Genomic DNA, 25,088 nt, shown 5'->3' with positions numbered 1-25,088 from the left:
ATCGCGGTGGCGCGGGGGCCGCGCCCTGCGGGCGCGGCCCCGGCTTGGCCCAACGCTTTTGCGGGTGGCTTTGCCGCCTGCACAAAGGGGCGGGAGCGCCCCCCTTTGCGGTGGCGCGACACGGATGGCCTCCTGCCGCTTGCAAGCTGAGTTTCCGGCCGATGCAACAGGGAGATAGGTCAGCCCCGCTGACCCAATGTTTCGCGCGCGAAACAACAGGGCAGCAGTGCTGATACTTTTTTTGGGCGTTGCGCCGGGAGCGGGCGCTGACATCTTGGGGCGGCGCAACAGTGCTGCCATCGGCGGCGCCAGGACCCGCAGATCCGGTTTTCAAAAGGCAAAGCCAGCGCCCGGTCTGTTCACCCGACCCGCGCGCCCCGCACATAGACCGCGCGCGGCATCGGGGTGGCGTCGATCACCGCGAATTGGGTCAGGTCCGCCCGTTTGCCGACCTCCAGCACGCCGCGATCCGTCAGGCCGACGGCCCGGGCGGGCGCGGCAGTCACCGTCGCCATCCCACGCGCCAGATCGCCCCAGATCTCGCCCAGCTTGACCGCTGCCTGCAACTGCGCCGCCGGGATGTAATCCGAGGAGACGATATCGAGGAGCTCCAGCTCTGCCAGCTCCTGTGCTGCCACATTGCCGGAATGCGACCCGCCCCGGATCAGGTTCGGCGCCCCCATCATCACCGCGATGCCCTCGGCGCGGCAGGCACGGGCGGCCTCGACCGTGGTCGGGAACTCCGCCAGGCGGATGCCGTGCCCGGCCGAAACGGCAACCTGATCGGCGGTGGTGTCGTCGTGGCTGGCCAGCACCGCCCCGAACCGCGCGGCCTCGGCGACGGTTGCCGCCTCGTGCAGATCGCCATATTGCGCCCGCAGGGCCTTCAGCTGGGCGACATGGGCGGCAAATTCCTCGTCCGACATGCCGCGTTTGGATTTGACGTATTTCTCCAGTTTGGAGATGTCGCGGAACTGGCGCTGGCCGGGGGTATGATCCATCAGGCTGACCAGCCCGACGCGATCATCGGCGGTGAATTCCGACAGTTCCTCGGCCAGGGTTTCCGAACAGACCTCGGCGCGCAGATGCAGGAAATGGCTGATCTTCAGCATGTCACGGGCGCGCAGCTCCAGCATTTCCGTCGCCAGCTGGCGGGCGTATTTGATATACCGCCCCTTGCCGCTGGGGATGGAGCCGACGCGCATCGCATCAAACACCGTGGTGATCCCGGTCGCGGCCAGCTCTGCGTCATGGGCCACAAGGGCGGCGGCATGGGGCCAGTCGACGCCGGGGCGCGGCTCGATATGACGTTCCAGATTATCGGTGTGCAGTTCGATCAGCCCGGGGCCAAGGTAATCGCCGCCGAGATCCAGCGCACCGGCAGGCACCGAGGCCCCCTCGGCGATATCCGCGATCAAACCATCGGTGATTTTGACGCTGCCGGTGCGGGTCTCGCCTGCAAGGATCAGCGTGGCATTGGCAAGGATCAACTCTTGTGTCATCTGGAGTTCACATCTTTCGAGCTAGAGAAGGCCCACGTTTTAGGAGGCCATTGTGACATTTACGCGATATGCGATTTACTACGCGCCCCCCGCCGATGCGGCGTGGAGCAAATGGGCGGCAGCCTGGCTGGGCTGGGACATGGAAACCGGCACGCCCCTCCCGCATCCGGAGGCCGAAAGTCTGACGGCCGAGGGGCTGGCGATCACCGACGTGACCGAGACCCCGCGCAAATACGGGCTGCACGCGACCATGAAACCGCCGATGCGACTGGCGGCGGGCACCGATGAGGCCGGATTGCGGGCCGCCTGCACCGCGCTGGCGGCCACCCGCGCGCCGGTAACGCTGAACGGGCTGGCGATCGAACGGCTGGGCCGGTTCCTGGCCCTGCGCCCGGTGGGCGATGTGGCCGCGCTGAACGCGCTGGCGGCGGCCTGCGTCACCGAGCTGGACCTGTTTCGCGCGCCCGCCCCAGAGGCCGAGCTGGAGCGACGTCGCGCCGCCGGGTTGACTGCGGCGCAGGACGACAACCTGTTGCGCTGGGGCTATCCTTATGTGCTGGACCAGTTCCGGTTTCACATCACGCTGACCGGCAAACGACCAAAGGCCGAATTGCCCGTGCTGGAGGCATACCTGGCGCAGGAGCTGGCGCCGTTGTTGCCGCGTCCCTTTGTGATCCGCGATCTGGCGCTGATGGGCGAGGCCGAGGACGGGCGGTTCCATCTGGTCCAACGCTACGCCCTTTCGGCCTGAATGATCGCCTGCGCCTGCACAATGGCGGCGCTGAGCGCGCCGCTGTTGTCGACCTCATACACCTGCTGCAAGCCCTCTGGCAGGGCGAGGCTGGCGCGGGCCAGACGGCGCTGCACCTCCGCCGCGTCCTCGCGCCCGCGCGCCGAGAGCCGGGCCGCCAGGACCTCGGCGCTGGCGGTGACGGAGATCACCCGGAAGTCATCAAACACCTCCTGTGCCTGCAAGAGCACCGCCCGCGACAGGTTCACCAGCACGCCCGAAGCCCCCAGGCGCAGTTTTTCGATGTCGCGCGGGATGCCGTAATGCAGGCCATGGGCCTGCCAATGCAGCGCAAAGACATCTGCCGCCACCAGGGCCGCGAACTCCGCCTCTGAAACCGGCTGGTAATCCTCGCCGCCGGCCTCGGGTGCGCGGGTGATGACGCGGCGCATGCTGCGCAGGCGCGGGTCGGCCACCGCCAGGCCGCTCATCAGGCTGTCCTTGCCGACACCGGAGGGGCCGACCACGGCAATGACCGGTCCCCTGGCCGCCCCTGGACCGGCGCAGCCTGTGTCGGCAGGCGCGATCATGCGGCGGCCTTGGGCGAAAAGGCCGAGACGTCGATGAAGCTGTCGCAGACCTGATCGCGGGCCGCTTCGTCGTGGAAAATGCCGATGATGGCGGCGCCACGGGCCTTGGCGCTCTCGATCAGGCCCAGCACGGTGGCGCGGTTCCTGGCATCGAGGCTGGCGGTCGGCTCGTCCAGCAGCATCGCCGGATAATCATAGGCAAAGCCGCGCGCGATATTCACCCGCTGCTGTTCGCCGCCGGAAAAGGTGGTCGGGCTGAGCGACCAGAGCCGTTCGGGAATGTTGAGCTGCGCCAGCAGCGTCGCGGCGCGGTCACGGGCGGCCTCGACCGGCGTGCCGACAGCCAGCAGCGGGTCGGCCACCACATCGAGGGTCGAGACCCGGGGCACCACCCGCAGGAACTGGCTGACATAGCCCAGCGTCTTGCGCCGCAGGTCCAGAATGTCGCGGGGTTCGGCCTGCGCCACGTCCAGCCCGCCAATCAGGATCTGACCGGAGGCGGCAAGGTAGTTGCCGTAGATCAGCCGCATCAGGGTCGATTTTCCCGCCCCCGAGGCCCCAACCAGCCCGACACATTCGCCCGGCGCCACAGAGAGCGTCGCGCCCTCCATCACCGGGATGACAGCGCTGCCCTGATTGTGCAGCGTGAAGCTTTTGCCGACATTTCGGATGTCGATCTTGGGAGAGTGAGACGCGGTCATAGCCAGCCTTTCCAGCGGAAAAAGAGGAGTGTGCCCAGCGCCGACGTGGCCATCAGACCGGTCGCAATGACCCAGCCATAGTCGGAATGCATGCCGGGCAGATACTCGAAGTTCATGCCATAGACGGATGCCACCAGCGTGGGCGGCAGGAAAATCACGGCCACCACAGAGACGATGCGCCCGGTGATGCCCTGTTCAAGAGTAACCATGCCGAGGATGACCTCGGTCAGGTGCGAAATCCGGCCCGACAGGAAATCGACATGTACCAGCAGGGCCTGGATGTCGCGCCCTGCGGCCTTGGTGTAGCCGCGCAGATCCTTGCCATCATGAGCCACGGCAAAGGTCGACAGCGCCCGTTCGAGCGTCAGCAGGCACTGGCGATACTTCGCCAGCATCTCGCCCGCGCGCCCCACGTCACGCAGCATCACCTCCAGCGCGTCGCCCCAGACGCCCTTGTCGTCAAACAGCTCCGCCGCACGCAGATCCAGCTCGCGCCCGACCCCCTCGAGAAGGTCAGCCATACGGGCGACGATCTCTTCCATCAGGGTGAGGAACAGATGCGGGATCGTGCGACAGCCGGCACTGCTGCCCTCGGCATGGGCAGGCAAGGTCTCGAACGGGCGCGGCGCGTGGTAGCGCACGGTGACCAGCCGGTCCGGCCCAACGAGGCAGGCAACCGGGCCAAAGGTGCGTTCCCTGGACGGGTCGAGCCCCGGCAGCGACACGGTCAGCACATCCACCTTGCCCGCACGATAGAAGCGGTTGGAGATCTCGATCTCCTCCATATCCGCAAGGGTCGGCACGGTCAGGCCAAGCGCCTCCACCTGGGCCACCTGCTCCGCCTGCGGCCGGTAGAGGTCGATCCAGTCGGCCTCCGCCAGCGCTGCCTCGGGGGGCAGCTGGGTCAGGGTTGCGTTTTCTATCTTGTAGGCAAAGAGCATATCACACCTGCAGCACTGAAGAGACCAGAAGCTGAGTATAGGCGTGTTGCGGGTCATCAAGCACCTGATCCGTGAGACCGGTTTCAACAACGTGTCCGGATTTCATCACCATCAGGCGATCAGCCAGCAGTCGCACCACCGCCAGATCATGGGTGACGATGATCGCCGACAGCCCCATTTCACGTACGAGCCCGCGCAACAGATCCAACAGCCGCGCCTGCACCGACACATCCAGACCGCCGGTCGGTTCGTCCATGAACACCAGACGCGGGCCGGTGACGAGGTTGCGGGCGATCTGCAACCGTTGCTGCATACCGCCGGAAAAGGCCGACGGGCGGTCATCGACCCGCGACTCGTCGATCTCGACCCGGTCCAGCCAGTCGATGGCGGAGGCCCGGATGGAGCCGTAGTTGCGCCCGCCCACAGCCATCAGCCGTTCGCCGATATTGCCACCGGCCGACACCGACATCCGCAGACCATCGCGGGCGTGCTGGTGCACAAAGGCCCAGTCGGTGCGCCCCAGCATCCGGCGTTCGGGTTCGGACATGGTCACGGTGTCCACCAGACCCCGGTCACGGGTGTCGAACAGGACCGCGCCGCCATCGGGGTCCAGATGCCCCGCGAGGCAGTTCAGCAAGGTGGATTTGCCGGACCCGGATTCGCCAACGATGCCCATGACCTCGCCGGGATAAAGGTCGAAACTGACATCACGGCAGCCGATCCGCGCGCCATAGGTCTTGTCCACGCCGCGCACGGACAGCAGGGGGTTGGGTTCAACGCGGGTCATAGGACACCTCCATCCGGGTTCCACCGGGTTCACGCACCATAAAATGCACCTTGGGGCCGCTGCCCGAGGGTTCGGGCGCAAATTCCACCACCACACCGGGGTGGGCCTCGACGGTTTCAAACAACGCGGTCAGCGCCGCTTCGGTTTCGACGTTCAGCGCCCAGTGATGGAGGCCGATATTGGCGTGGCGGTCAAAATCCGCGCCGTTTTGGGTTTGCTGCCAGAGGGTGATCCTGGCATGGCCATCGGTAACATAGGCCGAAGGGTAGTCCGGGTTGCCGCCAATCCGTGTCCAGCCAAGCGCGCCGGTAAAGAACCCCAGGCTGGCGTCCAGATCACCAACGGTCAGGCCGAGATGATCAAGGCCGCGGGTTTGGGCCGTCATGCCGGCACCTCCTGCGCGGGGGCGGGGCTGGCCAAGGCGCCGGAATGACCGGCCTCGCGGCGGGACCGGCAGTAATCCGTGTCGGAACAGACAAACATGCGCCCGCCGGCGTCATCCATGATCACTTCGTCCAGATAGCTGTCGCGCGCCGCACACAGGTCGCAGGCATGGTCGGCCTTTGAGGCCTCGAACGGGTAATCCTCGAAATCGAGCGAGACGACCTTGGTATAGGGCGGCACCGCGTAGATGCGCTGCTCCCGCCCGGCCCCAAACAGCTGGATCGCCGCCATTTCCAGTTTCGGATTGTCGAACTTCGGAATCGGCGACGGGTCCATCACGTAACGGTCCTGCACCTTCACCGGATAGGCGTAGGAGGTGGCGATCTGGCCGTGTTGCGAGATGTCCTCGTAGAGCTTCACATGCATCAGCCCGTATTCCTCCAGGCTGTGCATCTTGCGGGTTTCCGTCTCGCGCGGTTCAAGAAAGCGCAGCGGCTCCGGGATCGGCACCTGATAGACCAGGATCTGATCCTCGCGCAGCGCCGCTTCGGGGATGCGGTGGCGGGTCTGGATGATCGAGGCCTTCTCGGTCTCTTCCGTGGTGGCAACGCCGGCGGTGCGTTCAAAGAACTTGCGAATGGAGACCGCGTTGGTGGTGTCATCCGCCCCCTGGTCAATCACCTTGAAGGTATCGTCGGGCGTCAGCGTCGCGGCAGAGACCTGCACACCGCCGGTGCCCCAGCCATAGGGCATCGGCATCTCGCGGCTGGCAAAGGGCACCTGATAGCCGGGTATGGCAAGCCCTTTGAGAATCGCGCGGCGGATCATCCGCTTGGTCTGCTCGTCGAGGTATGCGAAATTATAGTCAGACATTGTACGTCCTTTCCCAAGAAAGGGTGTCGATATTGGAACCCGCGCCATATGCGGCATAGGGCAGATCCCGGCCGCGGGTGGGGGTGAATCCCGCGCCCGGGGAGGCGGCCAGGGGCGGCCCGGCGAGATGCCGGGCGAAGATCAACTGCAATGATCTCATTCCGCTGCCTTCCGGGCTTGTCCGGCCTCGGCCTCGCGGCGCAGTTTGCGCACCAGTTCCAGTTCGGACTGGAAATCGACGTAGTGCGGCAGCTTGATATGTTCGAGAAACCCGGTCGCCTGGATGTTGTCGCAATGGCTGAGGACAAATTCCTCGTCCTGCGCGGCGGCCCCGACATTGTCCTCGCCCAGCTCCTTCCACCGCAGCGCCCGGTCCACCAGCGCCATGGCAATCGCCTTGCGCTCGGTCTGGCCAAACACCAGCCCATAGCCACGGGTGAACTGCGGCGGCTCGGTCTTGGAGCCTTTGAACTGGTTCACCGTCTCGCATTCCGTCAGCTCGATCTCGCCGATCTCGATAGCGAAACCCAGTTCGGGGATCTCCATCTCGACTGGCACCATGCCGATGCGCAGCTCGCCGACAAAGGCGTGGTTGCGCGCATAGCCGCGCTGGGTGGAATAGGCCATGCCGAGGATGAACCCTTCGTCGCCGCGCGTCAGCGTCTGCAACCGCGCCGCCCGATCCGTTGGAAAGGACACCGGTTCGCGGGTGATATCGCGCGGGGTGGCGTCGCTGGCGGGTTCGTCCTGGATGATGTCCTCGCCGCGCAGGAAACTGGTCACATGCGGCGTCGGCTCCCGGCGCGGGGGGGCCGTGGGGGCCTCTGTCGGGGCACCTTCGGCGGCGAGTTTGAAATCCAGCAGCCGGTGGGTGTAGTCAAACGTCGGCCCCAGCACCTGCCCGCCGGGCACATCCTTGAAGGTGGCCGACACGCGACGATCGCAAGCCATATCTGCCGTCTCGACCGGACGCGAGGTGCCAAAACGCGGCAGCGTGGTGCGATAGGCGCGCATCAGAAAGATCGCCTCGATCAGGTCGCCACGCGATTGCTTGATCGCCAGCGCCGCGAGGTCGGGGTCATAAAGCGAGCCTTCGGCCATCACCCGGTTCACGGCGAGTTTCAGTTGCTCGCGGATCTGGGCCAGCGACAGTTCGGCCACCGACGGGTCGCCCCGGCGTTCCTCGGCCAACCACGCGTGGGCGTTGTCAATCGCCCGTTCGCCGCCTTTTACAGCTACATACATCGGCTTAGCCCTCCGCCGTGATCTGCGAGGAACGCGGCAGCGCCGCCACCTCCGACCCGCAGGTAAAGAAGAAATCCACCCCAAGCGGGTAGAGCATGGCATTGCGCTGCATCAGCGCCAGATCCGGCACCCAGGCCTGCGCGGTCTCCTTGATGCCCGGTCCGGACAGGCGCGCATTGGGCGCGGGGATCCGGGGCAGTTCGACCACCAGCGTGGCAGAGCGATCCGGGTATTCCGAGCTGCCGATCCGGTACTGGTCCAGCGGCATCAGCGCCGCCCAGCCACCGAGGGCAAAGTCGGCGTCACCCGCCGCCACAACCGGCGCCCCGGTGTGAAAGGCAAGCCACCCGCGCAGGGTCGCGCTGTCCACATCCGGCGCGAGATAGACACCGGTGTCGGGATCACACAGGGTCAGCAGCAGCGACGCGGCGGCAATGCTCAACCCCTCCGGCGCCTGCCCGCCGGTGAGCGGGCGCCAGGTGCCGGGCCGCGCCATCACATCCATGGCGGCACGAAACGCATGCGCCGAGGCCACGGCGGGATCTGCGAAGCCGCCGGAATACACATCCGCGGACGGCTGGGCCAATTCGGGTTGGGTCAGTTCAGGTTGGGTCAATTCGGGCATCAATCCTCTCCCCGCACCATGGTGAAGAAATCGACCTTGGTCGCGGCGGCCTTGGCAGCGCGGGCATCGCGCGCGGTGGATTTTTCATGACGCAGGGGGGCCAGAACCTTGTCCTGCACCTCTGGCGCGGCATCAGTCTGCAACATCGCGTCCAGCTTGGCCGCCAGCTCTGCCTGCCGCTTGCTGCGCCCCTGAACATAGCCATGCCCGACGGTGCCGCCGGCGATCTTCAGCGTGCAGCGGGTGACGGTCATCTCGCCCAGATTGAAGGGCGCACCGGTGGCGCCGGTCCGGCCACGCACCATGACGCCGCCGGTTTCCGGCGCCCGCAGCCAGTCATGATCCGGGGCCGCGTCGAGCGTGTCAAAGAGCGCCGCAAGCCGCGCCTCGTCTGCCGTGGCCAGCAGGCTCATCCAGCCCTTGCGTGCCTGTGGCGAAATTTCCTGTGTCATCTCTGGTGTAGCCTCTTGGCAGGATTGTCTACATGTTCTATACAACTAGACAAATTATATATGAGTCGGGTCACCAAGCGCAAGCGGCCCTCTCGTGAAGGTTTCGTGACATGTCCCGCACGCCGGTCTGGAAATCCATTGCCCTCACCCTGACCGACGACATCGGCCAGGGCCGCTATGACACTGGCAGCAAGCTACCGGCAGAGGCGCAACTGGCGGCCCGTTTCGGGGTCAATCGCCACACGGTGCGCCGGGCGCTGGCGGATATGGCAGAGCAGGGCCTGGTGCATGCGCGCCGCGGTGCCGGGGTCTTTGTTGCGGCCAGGCCGACGGATTACCCGGTCGGCAAACGCATCCGGTTCCACCAGAACATCCGCCGCGCCGGACGCGTCCCCAGCAAGAAGGTTCTGCGGCTTGAAATCCTGGCGGCGGACCCGCGCGAGGCCGATGCGCTGAGGCTGGAACCCGGCGCCCCGGTGGTGGTCTACGAAGGGCTGTCCTATGCGGATGACCACCCGGTGGCGCTGGCCCGCACCATTTTCCCGGCGGATCGGCTGCCCGGACTGATCCCGGCGCTGGCGGCCCATGACTCGATCACCGCCGCCCTGCGTGCGGTGGGCGTCGAGGATTACACCCGGCGAGAAACCCGTATCACGGCGAAGCTCGCGACCGCGACGCAGGCCCTGCACCTGCGCATCAGCGAAGGCGCGCCAATCCTGCGGACAACCGGTATTTCTGACGATCTGAACGGGGTGCCCATCGAGTTCGGGCGTACCTGGTTCGCGGGCGACCGGGTGACCCTAACGGTCGGAGACGACTAGGGATTTTCGGTGACGCCAGCGGCACACCGTGGCCCTGTCGGCGCCGTCATTCGTATTTTTCAAGAAACGCCTCGGCCGTCAGGGCACGAAAGTCCGGCAGGGCCTGACGCAGGGTTGCGTGGTCCCAATCCCACCAGGCCAGCGCCATCATCCGGTCGGCCACCTGTTCCGTATGGCGGCGACGGATCACGCGGGCAGTGTTGCCGCCGACGATGGTGTAGGGGGCCACATCTTTGGTCACCACCGCGCCAGAGGCCACCACGGCGCCGTGACCGATGCGCACCTCGGGTTTGATCATCGCACCATGGCCGATCCAGGTGTCGTGCCCGATGTAGGCGCGGCGGCTCTTGCGGTGGGCGAACCAGTCCGCATCATCCTCTGCATCCTCCCAATAGCTGGCCGAGCGATAGAGGAAGTGGTGCAGCGACGCTTTCTCCAAGGGGTGATCCGTGGCCCCGATGCGGGTAAAGCTGGCGATATTGGCAAATTTTCCGATCTCGGTATTGGCGATGTCACAGCTGCGATCGCAATAGCTGTAGTCGCCAAAGCGGCTGTTGGCCACGCGGGTGCCCGCCCCCACTTCGACATAGGCGCCAAAGCTGCTGTCTGACACGCGGCAATCGGGGTGGAGGACGGGGGCATCGGGGGAGAGCTTTGCCATTGGTGACTTGCTTTCTGTGGGCGGTGGAGGGGCGAAACGGGTTTGGGGGGGGATGGCCCCTGGAAAAACTATACAACTCGACACTTGCGGGCAGAGTCACAAAATCCGGTACCGCCCAAACAAACACAGCCGAACGGCACGCAGTCAAATCACACACCGGGCAAACCACACACCGGGTGGCCGGTGCCACCGCTGTGCTGGTTTGGCAATGGCAGGGGCGCTCCCGGTTCCGGCAGCGGCCCCTCGTTTGTCATTGGACGGGGCGGCGCCTAGTGGCCGCCCGCACCGCCCTGGATCAGGCGCTTGCGGAGCCAGCCAGAGAACCAATCCATGAACATCACCATCAACACGATGAGGACGATATAATAGGCGACCTCTTCCCAGTCCTTCTGGGTGATGATCGCCTGTGTCAGCAACAGGCCGATGCCGCCACCGGTGATCGCCCCGATGATGGTCGCCGAGCGGGTGTTGGATTCAAGGAAATACAACAGCTGCGACAACAGCACCGGCGTGATCTGCGGGATCACCCCAAAGCGATAGCGCTGCACCGGTTTTGCCCCGGTGGAGGCAACGCCCTCGATCTGCTTTTCATCCACGTTTTCAAGCGCCTCGGAGAAGATCTTGCCAAAGGTGCCCGTGTCGGTGATCAGGATCGCCAGGGCCCCTGTCATCGGACCCGGCCCAAAGGCGCGCGCCAGCACCACGGTCCAGATCAGCGAATCCACACCGCGCACAAAGTCGAAGAACCGGCGCGCGACAAAACGGATCGCCAGAACCGGCATGAAGTTTCGGGTGCCGAGAAAGGCCAGCGGCAACGCGATCAGACCCGCGCCAAAGGTGCCGAGAAAGGCCATCAGGATGGTCTCGCCAATGGCCCAGGCCACATCGCTGTGACGCCACATCTTGTTGGTCCAGATGTCATTCAGGATCGCCCCTGCCTCGCCTGAAACGGCGCGGTTCGCCAGTTCAAACAGGCTCAGCCCGTGATAGGGGCTGTCGAGGGTAAAGAAGAACAGCTCCCACCCCATGAAATAGCGAAACACCTCGGAACGATTGCGGGTCACGCTGAGACGGCCGGCATCGGTGGTGATCGCCAGGCGGTTCTTAGACAGGTTGATCCACGCGGGCACCTCGCCCTCCGGCAGCACCACCTGCACGCCCTGGCTGCGCGACGGGGTGGCGGTGATCAGACCATATCCAGGCACGTCATATTCAATGGTTTCCGGACCAAAGCGGACCACATGCCCGTCCTCAAGATCAATCACGGTGGTGTCGCCGGTGGTGGCCACCCAGGCCGGGCGCGTGCCGTCGGGGTATTGCCCCTTGCGTTCGCCTTCGATGGCATAGGTGACCGCGCCGTTGCGATTGTCGCGGGTGACGTGGGTCTTGTAGCTGTAGCTGTCCGCCACCAGAGTGCGGGCATTGTCCATCGACGCGCGTTCCCACAGGCCCAGCACATCAAACGTGACAAAGACATACCCGAGGTAAAGCAGAATCAGTGCCGGGATGCCAAAATTCATCAGCCGTTTTTTCAGGAACAGCTTGTCCATGTCGCCTTTGAGAGGCGATGCGTTCAGATCCATCAGGGTCATGCGGTGGCACCTTTGCGGGTGGACGTGCGTTTGCCGTGGGTCAGCCGATCCCGCATCGCGCCGGAGATCTGGTCGACAACAACGATAGAGGCAAAAAGCAGGATGAAAATCGCGGCGGCCTCGTCATAGCGCCCCTGCCCCCAGGACATGGCGTTTTTCAGCTCGTAGCCGATGCCCCCAGCCCCGACAAAGCCGAGAATGGCTGAGGCACGAATGTTGATTTCAAACCGCAAGAGCGCATAGGACACGTAGTTCGGCCCCACCTGCGGGATCACCCCGAGCCACATACGCTGTGCCCAGGAGGCGCCCGTGGAATTGAGCCCCTCGACCGGCTTCAGCGACGCGTTTTCGTTCACTTCCGAGAACAGTTTGCCCAGCGCGCCGGCCGTGTGGATCGCAATGGCGATCATTGCGGGCACCGGCCCGCCCCCGAGCACGAAAATCAACACCAGCGCGATGACGATTTCGGGGATCGCGCGGCAGATGTCCATGATGCGGCGAAACAGCGGGATCAGGCGCGGCCAGGGCGCCATGCCACGGGTCGCCAACAGCGACAGGAGGGTGCCGAAAATGGCCCCGATCAGGGTCGCGGCCCCGGCGATATTCAAGGTCTCGATCAAGGCGGGAAAGAAATGAACCATGTGACCGGGCAGCTGGGCCGCCTTTTCGCCGGCTTCGGCCAGCACCTCTGCCGGGTAGTCCAGAATGCGGTGGAACCCGTCATAAAACGAGCCCGCATTGCGGTCGTCGGCGGTGCGGAAGCCGGCAGCCATCAGCGCCACGAACAACACCAGCAGCACCCCGCCATAAAGACGTTTGCGCCGGGTCAGCTCGGTGTAGGTCTCCCGGATCTCATCCGCCGATTTAGGGGCATGAGAGGTCAGATCAGCCATTGATTTCGTCCTGGGTCAAAGGTGGCCCGGCGCAGATCGTTGCGCAACGGGGCCAAAATGCGGGGTCCGGTTTGAACCGAACCCCGCCAAGGTCAAACGCGCAGCGCTTACTGAGACTTCAGCTTGCGGGCTTCGATGATGACTTCGTAGGCGTCGTGACCAATCGGCTGGAAGCCTTTGGATTCACCGGCCGCAACAGCGTAGTAGCAATCGTAATCCATCGCCGGCATGGAGGCCATGAGCGCCGTCATCTTGACTTTGACGTCGGCTGGCAGCGCCTTGCGCAGAACCACCGGACCTTCTGGGATCGGTTTGGATTTCCAGATCTCGACCAGATCGTTCATATCAACCAGACCTGCATCAACCGCCTTGCGCAGCGCGCCGGAGTTATAGCCGTCTTCCCAGTTGCCCAGGCCGTCGGCCCAGGTCACACCGGCGTCGATGTCGCCATTGGCAACCGCAACGATGGTTTGCTCGTGGCCGCCGGTGAATTTGACCTCACCAAAGTAAGCGCCGGATTCCATGGTGGAGCCGGTGCGCGCCGGGATCTCGATCGACGGGATCAGGTAACCGGAGGTGGAGTTCGGATCACCGAAGCCAAAGGCCTTGCCCTTGACGTCTTCCAAGGCAGTGATGCCGCTGTCCTTGCGGGCAAAACCGATGGAGTGGTAGCCGTAGCCACCGTCCACGTTGACTTTGACCAGAACCGGTTCGACCGCTTCGGGATCTGAAAGATAGGTCTTGGCATAGCCGGAGGCGCCGAGCCATGCCATGTCGATGGTGCCGCCCAGCAAGCCCTGGATCACACCGTCGTAATCGGCCGGGGCGAACAGCTTGGTTTCAACACCCAGCAGCTCTTCGGTTTTGGCGCGCAGGCACTCGTTGGAGTTCAAGCGATCTTGGGCGTTTTCACCGCCAAGGATGCCGATGCGGAATTCAGAGATGTCCTCCGCCAGAACCGGGGTGGTGAGGGCGGTGGTGGCCAATGCGGCCGCGATCAGTTTTTTCATCTTGGAAACTCCAGTTTTGGTTGGCCCGGCGTCACATTGCGCGTCGGGGTGATGAAACAGGGCAAAGCGGTCAGACAAACGCCTCGGCTTCGCGAATGGCGGCGGTGCGTCCGTCGCTGCGGTCGAGGGTCTCGATCTCGGTGGAGGTCGCGGCTTCGGAGAAATCCGCGCCGGCGCCATAGATTTCGCGCGCAACACCGGTGGTCAGCTGTTCCGGCAGACCGTCAAAGACGATGCGCCCGTCGCGCATGCCGACAACCCGGTCGCAGTAGCGCCGCGCGGTGTCCAGCGTGTGCAGGTTGGCGACCACGGTGCGGCCGTCCTCCTCGTGGATGCGGCGCAGCGCCTCCATCACGGTCTGGGCGTTCATCGGATCGAGCGAGGCAATGGGTTCATCGGCCAGGATGATCTTCGGGTCCTGCATCAGGGCGCGGGCGATGGCGACGCGCTGCTGCTGGCCGCCGGACAAGGCCTCCGCCCGTTTCGGGGCATGCTCGGCGATGCCGAGACGGTCCAGAATGTCGATGGCCTGGTGGATGTCGGCCATCGGATAGAGGTTGAACAGGGTGGCTAGCGTAGAGCGCCGGTTCAGCGTGCCGTGCAGCACGTTGGACACCACATCCATCCGGGGCACCAGATTGAACTGCTGAAAGATCATCGCGCATTCGGACTGCCAGGCGCGCTTGTCGCGGCCCTTGAGCGTGGTGATTTCCCGCCCCTCGAAGGTGATCGATCCCTCGGTGGCATCGCCAAGCCGGTTGATCATCCGAAGCAGGGTGGATTTGCCTGCGCCAGAGCGTCCGATGATGCCCAGCATGCAGGGTTTGTCGATTTCAAGCGTCGCGGATTCGACAGCCGTTTTGTCGCCGAATCTCTTGGTCAGATTGTTGATGCGCAGCACGTGCGGCCCCCTTTGGTTCCGCGACTGCCTACGCATATTCACCGAACCATTTGTGTCAGACCGGTAAAAGTTTTGTAAAGCCGTGCGGTTTGCGGGGCAAAACCCGGAGCCGCCGCCGCAACCGCCTAGCGATCGTGCTGTTTGAGGAAATCCAGCATCAGCCGCAGGCGGGCCGGCATATAGTTGCGGCTGGGATAGAGCGCCCAGGCGCCGGTATCAAATCCGGTCGCTGTTGCCTCCCACCCGTCAAAGAGCGGGACGAGCCTGCCCTGGGCCAGATCCTCTTTGACCAGCCAATCCGCCAGCAGCGCCGGTCCCAGCGCCGCCCGCGCCGCTTCGCGCAGGGCCAGGGGGCTGGAAATCACCACCGATCCGGCAACCGGCACATGCACCTCTTCACCGGTGCCGTTGCGAAAACGCCAGGTGCTGTCATAGCCCGGCAGCGGCATCCGCAGACAATCGTGCGTGCGCAATTCCTGCGGGTCCCTGGGCCGTCGTTTGGCCGACAAATAGGCCGGGGCGGCGCAGACATGATAGCGGGTGCGGCGCAGCCGCGTGCTGATCAGGTCCCCCTGCGGTGCCGGCGCCAGACGGATTGCCAGGTCAATGCCTTCGGCCAGCAGGTCAAGATTGCCGTCGGTGAAAATCAGATCCAGCGCGATATCGGGATAGTCGGCGCGAAACCGCGGCAGCAGCGGCACCAGGCATTCCTGACCATAGGCCACCGATGCGGTGATGCGCAGCCGTCCGCTGGGCGCGCGGCGCGCCGAACGGGCCTCCTCGGCGGCCTGCTCCAGCTCCTCCACCAGCGGCGCGATCCGGTCGAGATAGCCCTGCCCCACCCCGGTGATGGCCAGCCGCCGGGTGCTGCGCTCAAACAGGCGCACCCCCAGATGCGCCTCTGCCGCCGCCACCGTGCGCGACACCACAGAGGGGTCCTGTTCCAAGGCCCGTGCCGCTGCAGCAAAGCTGCCATGACGGGCAACGGCCAGAAGTGTCTTGTACTGCAGGAGATCCATTCATGTAGATTTCGCATGACGGTGGCGATTATTCAATCATGTCACCGGCAAATGAACATCAATTAAGAGGGTCCAGACCAAACATATAAAGGAGATCCTCATGTCTGACATCAAAGGGACAACCGTCCTGATCACCGGCGCCAGCCGTGGGATCGGTGCGGCCGCCGCCAGATCCTTTGCCGCGGCCGGCGCCAACGTGGTGCTCGCGGCGCGCAGTGCCGCAGCCATCAGCGCAATCGCCGAAGACATCACGCAAAGCGGCGGCAAGGCCCGCGCGATCCCATGCGACGTCGCCGACTGGGCGCAGGTGCAAGCGCTGGTGGCCGAAACCGAGAGGCAGTTTGGCCCGGTGGATCTGCTGATCAACAACGCCGGCCTGATCGACCCGATTGCCCGCCTGGCTGACAGCGATGTGTCAGGCTGGACCACGGTGATGGATGTCAACGTCAAGGGCGTCTACCATGGGCTGCGGGCGGTGCTGCCGACGATGGAGCAGCGCGGCGCGGGCACGATCATCAATATCTCCTCCGGTGCCGCCACCGGCGCGCTCGAAGGCTGGAGCCACTATTGCGCCTCCAAGGCCGCCGTGCTGTCGCTGACCCGTTGCGCCCATGTGGAATACGCGCCCCACGGCATCCGCGTCATGGGCCTCAGCCCCGGCACCGTCGCCACCGAGATGCAAGAACGCATCCGGGCCTCCGGGATCAACCCGGTCTCCCAGCTCGACCCCGCTGTGCATATCCCCGCCGACTGGGTGGCTCAGGCGCTGCTCTGGCTGGCCGGTCCCGGCGGCGACGCCTGGGTGGGCCAGGACTTTGCCCTCAAATCCGACGAGGCCCGGCGTCTGCTCGGCTTGCCGCCCGTCACCGGCTGATCGCCCGGAGGGGTGGCACGGCGTCAATTCACAGACACACCCTGTCCAGAGGCGGGCGGAGGCGCTATATGGCGCTCAAACCGCAAAGACTCACCGCCCCCTCTGCCAAGGATCCTGCCGATGACCTTCGACCGCACCCTCAAGATCGCCCCTTCCATCCTGTCGGCGGATTTCGCCAATTTCGGACAGGAGATCCAAGCCATCGAGGCCCAGGGGGCCGACTGGGTGCATGTCGATGTGATGGATGGGCATTTCGTGCCCAACCTCACCTTCGGCCCGGCTGCGGTCAAAGCGTTCCGTCCGCATGTGAAAACCGTGATGGACGTGCACCTGATGATCGCGCCGGTCGATCCCTATATCGAGGCCTACGCGGATGCCGGCGCCGACGTGCTGACCGCCCATGTGGAGGCCGGGCCGCATATCCACCGCACGCTGCAAGCGATCCGCGGCGCGGGCATGAAGGCGGGTGTGGCGCTGAACCCGGGCACCCCGGCCGAAGCGGTCGCGCATCTCCTCGACCTCACCGATCTGGTCTGTGTGATGACCGTGAACCCCGGCTTTGGCGGTCAGAAATTCATCGACATGACGGCCAAGATCCGCAGCCTGTGCGACATGATCGGCGACCGCCCCATCCATATCGAGATTGACGGCGGCGTTGATCCCACCACGGCACCGCTGGTCGCCGCGGCGGGCGCGGATGTGCTGGTGGCCGGTTCGGCCGTGTTCCGCGGCGGCTCGGTCCACACGGCAGAGGTCTACGGCGACAACATCCGCAAGATCCGCGCGGCTGCGAACAACGGCTGATCCGGCGTCTGTCGCAAACGCCCGGGGGCGGCTCCCGCCCGTCTCCCTTGCATTGGAAATGCAACCTCGCCCGTTGGGCCGGGCGCCGGACCTTGCGGTCCGGCGGGTCACCGCCTGCCGATCCGCCGGAAAACCCCGGTCGCGGTGGCCAGAAGGCTTCCCTGGCCGTCATGCAGCTCTCCGTAGACATGCACCGTGCTCTTGCCGCCCCCGGTCGGCCGCGCGGTCGCGATCACCGACCCCGGACCAGTCGCTGCAATGTAGGACAGGTTGAGCGCAACAGTCACCACAGCCGCATGACCAAGGGGGTCGAAATACTGCGAGGCGGTATTGCCACAGGCCACATCCATCACCGTCGCAACCATACCGCCATGCAGGATACCGTGCCGGTTGAGATGCTGCGATTGAACCTCCAGCCGCACGGTACAGGCGCCGGTCGCGTCTATCCGCGTCTCATATCCCACCAGCTGCTGGCAGCCCGGATCGGTGAGGATCCGGTGTTCCGGTTGATCCGTGGTCACAACCTGTTCCGGGTCCATAGCCGCCTCCGTTGACATTGCGCGTCTTGATCCGTCGGGACATTGGCCCATTCCCAGCCCCCGGTCCAGCCTTGGCCAACCCAGCGTCCCACCCGGTCTCCGCCGACCAGTGCCCTGCTCCGGGGTGCAAGCCCCTCACTGCGAAATGACACCCTCGGCCAGCCAGCTGTCGAATTGCGCCAGGACCGCCTCGACAAACCCCGCATCATTGATGTGACAGGCCAGCTCCCGCAGCAGCACATTGTCCGGAAGGCACTGGCGCATCTCGCCACAAAAGGCGGTCAGGCCCGCAGCATCCTGCAGCACGCCGCCCGCCCGGTCCCACTCATTACACCCCCCTGTCGGCAGGAAAAACGCCACCGGAGCCGTCGCAACCGCCAATTTGCGGCATAGCGTCCGCGCGACCTCACACCGCTCTGCCGCCGTCAACATGGCCGAGGTCAGCAACCGGTTGTGGGCATGAACCTCTCGGCCGGCAAGCGGCCCCGGAACCTCTTGCCAGCCGACAAAATCAACCAGATCATAGCACCCTGGCGCCACCAGCTGCGGCACCCCGGCTCGGCCCGCATGGGTCATCCGCCCCGCGCCGGCCGAAAGCCCGCCAAACAGGTGGTTGCTGACCTCCTGCGGGGCAAAGTCCATCACCGCCGCAAAGGCCCCCTCCGCCGCAAGACTCTCAAAGGCACGCCCCCCCATACCGGTGGCATGAAACACCGCCACATCGAACCCCCGCGCTTCCAGCTCCGGCTTCAGCGCCACCATATAGCGCAGCACTGTCTTGCCAAAGGAGGTCATGCCCACCATCGGTCGCGTAAACCGCGGCGCCTCCACCGCCCGCGCCGCCCCCAGAACGGCCCCGGCCGCCTGGCTCAACGAGGCCTTGCAAATGTCATTGAGCCCATAAAGCCCGCCAGCCCAGAGTATCATCTGTACATCCGCCGCGATCCGGTCGGGTGGCAGCAACGACGAAAAGGCCACCGTCGAGACGATGTATTTCGGCACCCCCAGCGGCAGCGCCGCACACAGATCCAAGGCAAGATCGGTGCCCATGGTGCCGCCCAGCACAAGGACGCCATGAATGCGCGCGCCCCGCCACAGATCCAACGCCAGTCCGGCCGCGCCGGCGCTCATGATCTGCATCGCGGAATTCTCATCGCCACTGTTGATGACCGCCTCAATGGTGCTGTCAGCCGCCGCGGCGACCTGGTGCTTGGTCACCTCCACCGGCACGGTCGCCGCGCCCAGCACACTGACATCCATCCGCAGGACCCGACCGCCCTGCCCGGCAATTACCCCGCAAAGATAGGACAGCTCGTCTTCCTTGGTGTCCCAGGTGCCCACCACCAGGATTGTCTTCTCGGCGCTCATCTCAGCCTCCCCCACAGACGCGTCACGCGCCCGTCTTCATCTTTTCCCAAATACCTCCGCCGGAGGCCGCAGGCCTTGCACCGCAAGGCCTCGCTCTCAAAGCTGGATCCAGGCCACCTTCTGATCAATGTATTTCTCCAATGCGTGCAGCGACTTGTCATGGCCGTTGCCGGATTGACCAACGCCGCCCAGCGGCACCGTATTGTCCGCCCCACCATAGGTATTCACATGCACCACCCCGGCGCGAATGCCCGCGACACAGCGATGGGCGCGCGACAGGTCCTGCGTCCAGACCCCTGCAGCAAGACCAAAGTCGGTGGCATTTGCCAGCTGCAGCGCCTCTGCCTCACTGTCAAACGGCGTCACCGACAGCACGGGGCCAAAGACCTCGCGCTGGAACAGGCTGGCCTGCGCGGTCACACCGGTGATCACTGTCGGCGCCATATAGGTGCCGCCGGTTTCGGCCAGGATACGCAGGCCGCCGCATTGCACTTCACCGCCCTCGGCGCGGGCTTGCGCCACATGCGCCAGGTTTCGCGCCAGCTGCGCCTCGGAATTCACCGCGCCGATCTGGCTTGACAGCGCCAGCGGATCGCCGACGACGAGGGCCTCGGCATGGGCAACCACCCGCGCCACAAAGGCGTCGTGGATCGAGGCTTCCACCAGCAGGCGCGACCCGGCGACACAGACCTGACCTGAATTGCGAAAGATCCCCATGGCCGTGACCTTGGCAGCGTGATCGAGATCCCTGGCATCGGCAAAGACGATATTGGGCGATTTGCCCCCCAGCTCCAGATAACAGCGTTTGAGGTTCGACCGCGCCGAGGCCTCCAGCAGCCGCCGCCCCGTCGCCCCGGATCCGGTAAAGACCATGACATCGACATCCATATGGTCGGCCAGCGCCGCGCCGGTTTCCGCGCCCGGACCGGTCACCACATTCAGCACCCCATCGGGCAGGCCGCATTCGGAACAGATCTCGGCCAGACGCAGCAGCGACAGCGATGCGGTCTCCGCCGGTTTCAGCACCACCGAATTGCCCATCGCCAGGGCAGGCGCCAGTTTCCAGGCCCCGATCATCAGTGGAAAATTCCACGGCACAATGGCCCCGACCACCCCGACGGCTGTGCGATGCACCAGCCCCAGCACATCCGGCGCGGTTGGCGCCACTTCGCCTGCGACCTTGTCCAATGCCTCGGCGTAATACCGGAATGTCCCCGCCGCCGATCCGGCCTCCGCCTTGAGCGCCATGGAGATCTCGGTGCCATTGTCGCGCACCCCCAGCACGGTCAGCGCCAGCGCCTCGGCCTCGATCCGGTCGGCGATCCGGTGCAGCACCTTCTTGCGCGCAGCCGGCGCCAGACGCGACCAGCGGCCATCCTCAAAGGCCCGCCGCGCAGCCGCCACCGCGCGGTCGACATCCGCCGCCGTTGCGGTCGCCACTGTGGTCAGAACAGATCCGTCAATCGGCGAAGTAACGTCGCATGGCGCGCCCGAACCTTGCGTCCATGTTCCTTCAAGAAAGAGCTTCTGCGGCGCAACAGGAGCGACCCGAAGCGCGTCGATGAGGTCTTGATCTGCCATTCGGCCTCCTTCAGTGCGCGGGCTTCTTTGCGAATGCGAAAGAGATGCGTCACGAGCACCAGTATGATGATGGTAAACAGGACAAACGCCACCGGGCGGTCAATGAAATCAAAGGGTGTCTTGACCCGCGCCATGGCGGCGCGCAGCTTCACTTCCATGATGCCTCCCAGCACCATGCCGAGGATGATCGGCACCGCCGGAAGGTGCAGCCGTTTCAGAACAAATCCGAACAGGCCAAAGCCCGCCGCGATCAGGCAATCGCTGGCAGAGTTGCGCAGCGAATAGACCCCGACAAAGCTCAGGGTCAGGATCGCGACGCCGAGGAACCGGTTGGGGATGCGCACCACTTGCACCAGCGACCGGGTCGCGGCCAGCAGGAAGATCAGCACCAGCACATTCAGGATCAGAAGCGCCAGATAGAGCGCGACGACAAAATCCATCTGGTTCTGGAACAGCCCCGGCCCCGGCACCACATTGTGCACGTAAAACACCGACAGCATCATCGCGGTCAGTGCCTCGCCCGGGATGCCCAGCGCGAGGAGCGGCACCATGGCGGCGGCGGGCACGGCGTTATTGGCGGCTTCGGCCGCGATCAGCCCCTCGGAGGAGCCATTGCCGAAATCCTGCGGCCGCTTCGAGGTCTTCTGCGCATAGGTGTAGGACATGAATTGCGCGGTAAACTCGCCGACGCCGGGCACCATCCCCATCACCACGCCGAAACCCGCCGAAACAGAGGCGACACGCGGGTGACGCGCCAGTTCGCGCAGCCCCTGAAACAACCCGCCCCGGAGCTTGGTCACGCGGATCTTTTCGTCTTCTTCGGTCAGCAGCGCAAAGGCCTGGCTGATCGCAAAAAGCCCCAGCACCACGACGATCAGATTGATGCCAGACCCAAGCGCATCAACGCCAAAGGTATAGCGCTGGGTGTATTTCACCGGCTCCATGCCGATGGTGTTGAGAAAAATCCCCAGACAGGCCAGCGCCCCGGCGATCAGCGCCTGCCCCCGGTGGGCAACAACCACCAGCAACAGACCAAGCAGTGCCGCCAGAAAGATCTCGCGGGCGCCGAACAGCGGCGCCACCTTGGCCAGCACCGGCGCAAAAAGGATCAGACAGATCACCGAAAAGATCCCGCCAAAGAAACTGGCGGAATAGGCCAGGCTCAGCGCCCGGCGCGGCTCTCCCCGCGCGGTCATCGGATAGCCGTCATAGGTGGTCAGCGCATTGACCGCGGTGCCGGGCGTGTTGATCAGGATCGCCGGGATCGCCCCGCCATACATGGAGGAGCCGTAGATCCCCAAAAGCACCGTCAGCCCGACGATGGGATCCATGGAAAACGTCGCCGGCAACAGGATGGCAATCGCAACCGCCGGACCAACACCGGGGATTGCGCCGATCAGCACCCCGCCCACGGACCCCGCCAAGAGCGCCAGCGCCACGTCCCAGCGCATCAGGATTTCGATTGCAGACAGGATCAGGTCCATGGGCGCAGATCTTTCCTAGAGATAAAGGATGGCAAAGCTGCGCAGCCCATCCGGCAGATATTCATACAGCAGCGCTCCGGGGATACGCACCGCCAGCAGCCCCTTGAACACCAGCACCGTCAGCACGGCAAAGCCGAAGCTGATCGCCATCATCCGTGGCCTGCGGTAGCCCATGCGGCGCGCAAGCAGCGGCACGAAGATCATTGTCATCGGCAGGTAGCCAACCCATGGCACCAGCATCACATAGCCCATGAACCAGAGCGCGAATTCCAACCCCGCCCCCCAACGCAGCGCCTCGCGCAGATCGGCACGCTCGATGCGGCGAAACGGCAGGCGCCACAGATGCAGCGCGGTGAACAGCACCATGCCGCCAACGCCCACCGCCGGCCAGAACCGGGGCTGGGCGAAAAAGCTGGTCTTCTTGACCCAGGCTGTCTGCTGGCCAATCAGCGACAACAGCACGGCCGACAGCATCAGAAAGCTGAGGATAAAGAGCAGCTGCCCCCGCCGTGGGCCGACAAATCTGCGTTCACGTTCGCTTTGCATAGGGGTCTCGGACAAGATCACGGGTTGGGAAAACTCCGCCGGGGCCAAACGCAAGGCCCCCGGCAGCAGGCGCGGGGAGGTGGTCCGGCGCAAACGGGTCCGCCCCGCTTGCGCCTGTTTTCGTCACGGCCGGAGCTATTCCAGCGCCGCGCCGATCCGGGCCATCGTGTCGATGTCATTGGCCACCCGCGCGGCGCTGTCTTCGGCCGATTGCCAGTAGACCAGCGCACCGGTTTCCGCCGCCACGGCCTGCGCCCGTTCGGAATTGACCGTTTCTTGTGCCACGGCGATGATCTTGTCCCGCACATCCTGCGGCGTGTCCTTGGTGACAAAGAGACCATTCCACAGCGCGATGTTCAGATCCGGTTCCAGCTCTGCAATCGCGGGCGCATCCGGCACCAGCGGAATGCGTTGGTCGGTGATCGACACCAGCACCTTGACCTGATCGAGACAGGGCAGGATCAGCTGCAGCGTGGTGTTGATCACATCGGCATCGCCAGAGGCCAGCGTGTTGCAATCCAGTGCATCAAAGGCCGCGTCAGAGCCCCATTCGAAACCGGCGGATTTCGCATAGGCTTTGGTCACCTGGGTCGGGGTCAGCACGTCGCCGAAATGCCCCAGCACCACGTCATTGTCCTGCGCATAGGCCGCCAGCTCCGCCATGGAGCTGTAGGGCGCATCACCGGAGGTAGCGATGACAAACGGATAGGTCAGGAAAATGCCCAGCGGGTCGAACTTCGCCGGGGTCAGCGGCGGGATGTCGATCTGATGCCCCATCACTGGCACCCCGATCACGAAGGAGCCAACGGTATAACCATCGGCGGGCGCATTGGCGACCTCGATCGCGCCGGGAAAGGGACCGCCGCCGCCGCCCGGTTTGTTCACCACCGCTGCCGCAACGCCGTATTTGGCCTGGAAATCCTCGGCGATCATGCGGGTCAGCACATCCTCCAGATCGCCCGGAGGCCAGGGCACGATGAAATTCACGGGTTTTTCGGGGTAGTCCGCCAGCGCCGCACCCGCAGCCAGGACAGCCCCGGCCGCCGCAGCGCCGATTGTCGCAAGCGGTGTCTTGAAGATTGAAGTCACTCTCATTGGCTCTCTCCCTGATCGCCATCCGCATTCTGGACCCCAGCACCGATCGTCCCGTCGGTTGCGGCCCGGTTCATCATGGCAGCGTTTCTGGCTGCTCGTTCTTGGTTGTCTTGCGCGGGTCGCGTTGGCCCGCATCTGGTTCATTATTTGAACCATTGGTTTGAATTTAGATTGACAGGGACAGGGTTCATCTGTCAACAAAAACTACAACGGCGCCATCCAATGCCCGCAACGGCGCTGAGAATTTCGGCAGATCAGGAATGCACGCGCCCATGGGAACTGTGTCCAAAGCACTGAACTTACTTGGCTATTTCAACCACGGGCGGCTTGAGATCGGGCTGAGCGACCTCACACGCCTGTCGGGGATGAACAAGGCGACAGTCTATCGGCTGATGACAGAGTTGCAGGCGGTGGGATTCGTCGAGCAGGTCGATGGCGCGCGCTCCTATCGCCTTGGACCGCAGGTTTTGCGTCTGGCGGCTCTGCGCGAAGCCAGCGTGCCGATCCTGTCGGCCTCGCGCCGCGTCCTGCGGGAACTGTCGGAAGAAACCGGCGAAACCACCCATTTGTCGCTGTTGCAGGGCGACCAGCTGGCGTCGCTGTCACATGCCTATGCGCCGCAGCATGCGACCAAGGTGATGATGGAGGATGCCGAGGTGCTGACCTTTCACGGCACCGCCTCTGGTCTGGCTGTGCTCGGATTTGCCGATGACAGCTTTGTCGCCGCGATCCTCGACGGCCCGCTGGAAGCGCGCACCCCACAGACCCAGACCGATCCGGCCGCAATCCGTCGTCTGATTGACGCCGCCCGCCGCACCGGCATGGCCCAATCCGTTGGCGGATTTGAGGCCGAGGTGCATTCCCATGCGGTGCCGATCTTTGGTCCGGATCGCGCGGTGCTGGGCGCGCTTGCGGTGGCCGCGCCAAGCTCGCGCATGACGGATACCCAAAAACAGGCCATACCCCGCGCCCTGCGTGCGGCGGGTCTTGCCCTCACCCAACGGATCGGCGGCGTCTGCCCGCCGGACTTTCCGCCGATGCCCCTTCCCTGACGTCCCGAACAGGAGCCC

Annotated in this window: 27 protein-coding genes; 5 read left to right on the top strand and 22 right to left on the bottom strand. The window is 64.7% G+C overall.

The features are described 5' to 3' along the window. Positions 1-359: 359 nt before the first annotated feature. On the bottom strand, positions 360-1,502 hold the full coding sequence (locus tag TRIHO_RS03800; protein WP_068240558.1) for an alpha-D-ribose 1-methylphosphonate 5-triphosphate diphosphatase: 1,143 nt from the start codon (positions 1,500-1,502) through the stop codon (positions 360-362). Between the two features lie 52 nt (positions 1,503-1,554). Between TRIHO_RS03800 and TRIHO_RS03795 the strand changes: the two genes are divergently transcribed. Beyond that, on the top strand, positions 1,555-2,253 hold the full coding sequence (locus TRIHO_RS03795) for a DUF1045 domain-containing protein (RefSeq protein ID WP_068240556.1): 699 nt from the start codon (positions 1,555-1,557) through the stop codon (positions 2,251-2,253). Here TRIHO_RS03795 and phnN read toward each other — a convergent pair. From phnN to phnG, 9 genes are all read right to left on the bottom strand, one after another. Continuing rightward, on the bottom strand, positions 2,235-2,822 hold the full coding sequence (gene phnN / locus TRIHO_RS03790; RefSeq protein ID WP_068240554.1) for a phosphonate metabolism protein/1,5-bisphosphokinase (PRPP-forming) PhnN: 588 nt from the start codon (positions 2,820-2,822) through the stop codon (positions 2,235-2,237). The genes TRIHO_RS03795 and phnN overlap by 19 nt on opposite strands. Continuing rightward, a complete protein-coding gene (phnL, locus tag TRIHO_RS03785; RefSeq protein WP_068240552.1) occupies positions 2,819-3,523 on the bottom strand; it encodes a phosphonate C-P lyase system protein PhnL in 705 nt (234 codons plus the stop codon). The genes phnN and phnL overlap by 4 nt, the downstream gene beginning before the upstream one ends. Beyond that, complete coding sequence (locus TRIHO_RS03780) at positions 3,520-4,464, bottom strand: magnesium transporter CorA family protein (protein WP_068240550.1); 945 nt, start codon at positions 4,462-4,464, stop codon at positions 3,520-3,522. The genes phnL and TRIHO_RS03780 overlap by 4 nt, the downstream gene beginning before the upstream one ends. A gap of 1 nt (position 4,465) precedes the next feature. After that, complete coding sequence (gene phnK / locus TRIHO_RS03775) at positions 4,466-5,251, bottom strand: phosphonate C-P lyase system protein PhnK (protein WP_068240549.1); 786 nt, start codon at positions 5,249-5,251, stop codon at positions 4,466-4,468. Then, the gene (locus TRIHO_RS03770; RefSeq protein ID WP_068240547.1) at positions 5,238-5,636 is read right to left on the bottom strand and encodes a VOC family protein; all 399 of its coding nucleotides are present in this window, start codon (positions 5,634-5,636) and stop codon (positions 5,238-5,240) included. Before TRIHO_RS03770 ends, phnK begins: the two co-directional genes overlap by 14 nt. Next, positions 5,633-6,508, bottom strand: a complete 876-nt coding sequence (locus TRIHO_RS03765; protein ID WP_068240546.1) for an alpha-D-ribose 1-methylphosphonate 5-phosphate C-P-lyase PhnJ — start codon at positions 6,506-6,508, stop codon at positions 5,633-5,635. Before TRIHO_RS03765 ends, TRIHO_RS03770 begins: the two co-directional genes overlap by 4 nt. 156 nt (positions 6,509-6,664) lie before the next feature. Continuing rightward, the gene (locus TRIHO_RS03760; protein ID WP_068240544.1) at positions 6,665-7,753 is read right to left on the bottom strand and encodes a carbon-phosphorus lyase complex subunit PhnI; all 1,089 of its coding nucleotides are present in this window, start codon (positions 7,751-7,753) and stop codon (positions 6,665-6,667) included. Positions 7,754-7,757: 4 nt separating this feature from the next. Continuing rightward, positions 7,758-8,378, bottom strand: coding sequence for a phosphonate C-P lyase system protein PhnH (phnH, locus tag TRIHO_RS03755; protein ID WP_068240542.1), 621 nt, complete (start codon positions 8,376-8,378; stop codon positions 7,758-7,760). Continuing rightward, a complete protein-coding gene (gene phnG, locus TRIHO_RS03750; RefSeq protein WP_068240540.1) occupies positions 8,378-8,830 on the bottom strand; it encodes a phosphonate C-P lyase system protein PhnG in 453 nt (150 codons plus the stop codon). Before phnG ends, phnH begins: the two co-directional genes overlap by 1 nt. A gap of 110 nt (positions 8,831-8,940) precedes the next feature. Here phnG and phnF point away from each other — a divergent pair, with 110 nt between their 5' ends. After that, a complete protein-coding gene (gene phnF / locus TRIHO_RS03745; protein WP_068240538.1) occupies positions 8,941-9,651 on the top strand; it encodes a phosphonate metabolism transcriptional regulator PhnF in 711 nt (236 codons plus the stop codon). 46 nt (positions 9,652-9,697) lie between these two features. Here the strand turns inward: phnF and TRIHO_RS03740 are convergent, their stop codons facing one another. The 6 genes from TRIHO_RS03740 to TRIHO_RS03715 form a co-directional block, all read right to left on the bottom strand. After that, positions 9,698-10,312: an LbetaH domain-containing protein gene (locus TRIHO_RS03740; RefSeq protein ID WP_068240536.1), complete on the bottom strand. Its 615-nt coding sequence runs from the start codon at positions 10,310-10,312 to the stop codon at positions 9,698-9,700. Between the two features lie 269 nt (positions 10,313-10,581). Further along, complete coding sequence (gene phnE, locus TRIHO_RS03735) at positions 10,582-11,904, bottom strand: phosphonate ABC transporter, permease protein PhnE (protein WP_068240534.1); 1,323 nt, start codon at positions 11,902-11,904, stop codon at positions 10,582-10,584. After that, positions 11,901-12,797, bottom strand: a complete 897-nt coding sequence (gene phnE / locus TRIHO_RS03730; protein ID WP_068240532.1) for a phosphonate ABC transporter, permease protein PhnE — start codon at positions 12,795-12,797, stop codon at positions 11,901-11,903. The genes phnE (TRIHO_RS03735) and phnE (TRIHO_RS03730) overlap by 4 nt, the downstream gene beginning before the upstream one ends. A 107-nt stretch (positions 12,798-12,904) precedes the next feature. Further along, positions 12,905-13,807: a phosphonate ABC transporter substrate-binding protein gene (phnD, locus tag TRIHO_RS03725; RefSeq protein WP_068240576.1), complete on the bottom strand. Its 903-nt coding sequence runs from the start codon at positions 13,805-13,807 to the stop codon at positions 12,905-12,907. A gap of 70 nt (positions 13,808-13,877) precedes the next feature. Then, positions 13,878-14,708 carry a phosphonate ABC transporter ATP-binding protein gene (gene phnC / locus TRIHO_RS03720; protein ID WP_068240530.1) on the bottom strand — a complete coding sequence of 277 codons (831 nt, stop codon included), beginning with the start codon at positions 14,706-14,708 and terminating at the stop codon, positions 13,878-13,880. Between the two features lie 125 nt (positions 14,709-14,833). Then, positions 14,834-15,727 carry a LysR family transcriptional regulator gene (locus TRIHO_RS03715; protein ID WP_068240528.1) on the bottom strand — a complete coding sequence of 298 codons (894 nt, stop codon included), beginning with the start codon at positions 15,725-15,727 and terminating at the stop codon, positions 14,834-14,836. A 100-nt stretch (positions 15,728-15,827) separates the two neighbouring features. Here TRIHO_RS03715 and TRIHO_RS03710 point away from each other — a divergent pair, with 100 nt between their 5' ends. Both TRIHO_RS03710 and rpe read left to right on the top strand, forming a co-directional pair. After that, positions 15,828-16,601, top strand: coding sequence for an SDR family oxidoreductase (locus tag TRIHO_RS03710; RefSeq protein ID WP_068240526.1), 774 nt, complete (start codon positions 15,828-15,830; stop codon positions 16,599-16,601). Between the two features lie 120 nt (positions 16,602-16,721). Next, on the top strand, positions 16,722-17,405 hold the full coding sequence (gene rpe / locus TRIHO_RS03705) for a ribulose-phosphate 3-epimerase (protein WP_068240524.1): 684 nt from the start codon (positions 16,722-16,724) through the stop codon (positions 17,403-17,405). A 107-nt stretch (positions 17,406-17,512) separates the two neighbouring features. Here the strand turns inward: rpe and TRIHO_RS03700 are convergent, their stop codons facing one another. The 6 genes from TRIHO_RS03700 to TRIHO_RS03680 form a co-directional block, all read right to left on the bottom strand. Then, on the bottom strand, positions 17,513-17,944 hold the full coding sequence (locus TRIHO_RS03700; protein ID WP_068240522.1) for a PaaI family thioesterase: 432 nt from the start codon (positions 17,942-17,944) through the stop codon (positions 17,513-17,515). Positions 17,945-18,079: 135 nt separating this feature from the next. After that, positions 18,080-19,312 (bottom strand): Tm-1-like ATP-binding domain-containing protein, encoded by a 1,233-nt coding sequence (locus TRIHO_RS03695; protein WP_068240520.1) that lies wholly within the window; start codon positions 19,310-19,312, stop codon positions 18,080-18,082. 96 nt (positions 19,313-19,408) lie between these two features. Then, complete coding sequence (locus TRIHO_RS23100; protein WP_082705009.1) at positions 19,409-20,776, bottom strand: aldehyde dehydrogenase family protein; 1,368 nt, start codon at positions 20,774-20,776, stop codon at positions 19,409-19,411. Beyond that, the gene (locus TRIHO_RS03690; protein WP_068240518.1) at positions 20,758-22,377 is read right to left on the bottom strand and encodes a tripartite tricarboxylate transporter permease; all 1,620 of its coding nucleotides are present in this window, start codon (positions 22,375-22,377) and stop codon (positions 20,758-20,760) included. Before TRIHO_RS03690 ends, TRIHO_RS23100 begins: the two co-directional genes overlap by 19 nt. 15 nt (positions 22,378-22,392) lie before the next feature. Beyond that, complete coding sequence (locus tag TRIHO_RS03685) at positions 22,393-22,923, bottom strand: tripartite tricarboxylate transporter TctB family protein (RefSeq protein WP_068240574.1); 531 nt, start codon at positions 22,921-22,923, stop codon at positions 22,393-22,395. 135 nt (positions 22,924-23,058) lie between these two features. Next, positions 23,059-24,018, bottom strand: a complete 960-nt coding sequence (locus TRIHO_RS03680; protein WP_068240516.1) for a tripartite tricarboxylate transporter substrate binding protein — start codon at positions 24,016-24,018, stop codon at positions 23,059-23,061. Positions 24,019-24,290: 272 nt separating this feature from the next. Between TRIHO_RS03680 and TRIHO_RS03675 the strand changes: the two genes are divergently transcribed. Next, positions 24,291-25,070 (top strand): IclR family transcriptional regulator, encoded by a 780-nt coding sequence (locus TRIHO_RS03675; RefSeq protein WP_068240515.1) that lies wholly within the window; start codon positions 24,291-24,293, stop codon positions 25,068-25,070. Positions 25,071-25,088 lie beyond the last annotated feature (18 nt).

The sequence above is a fragment of the Tritonibacter horizontis genome (assembly GCF_001518015.1).
Taxonomy (GTDB): domain Bacteria; phylum Pseudomonadota; class Alphaproteobacteria; order Rhodobacterales; family Rhodobacteraceae; genus Epibacterium; species Epibacterium horizontis.
This window is presented reverse-complemented; position numbering and strand designations above follow the sequence as displayed.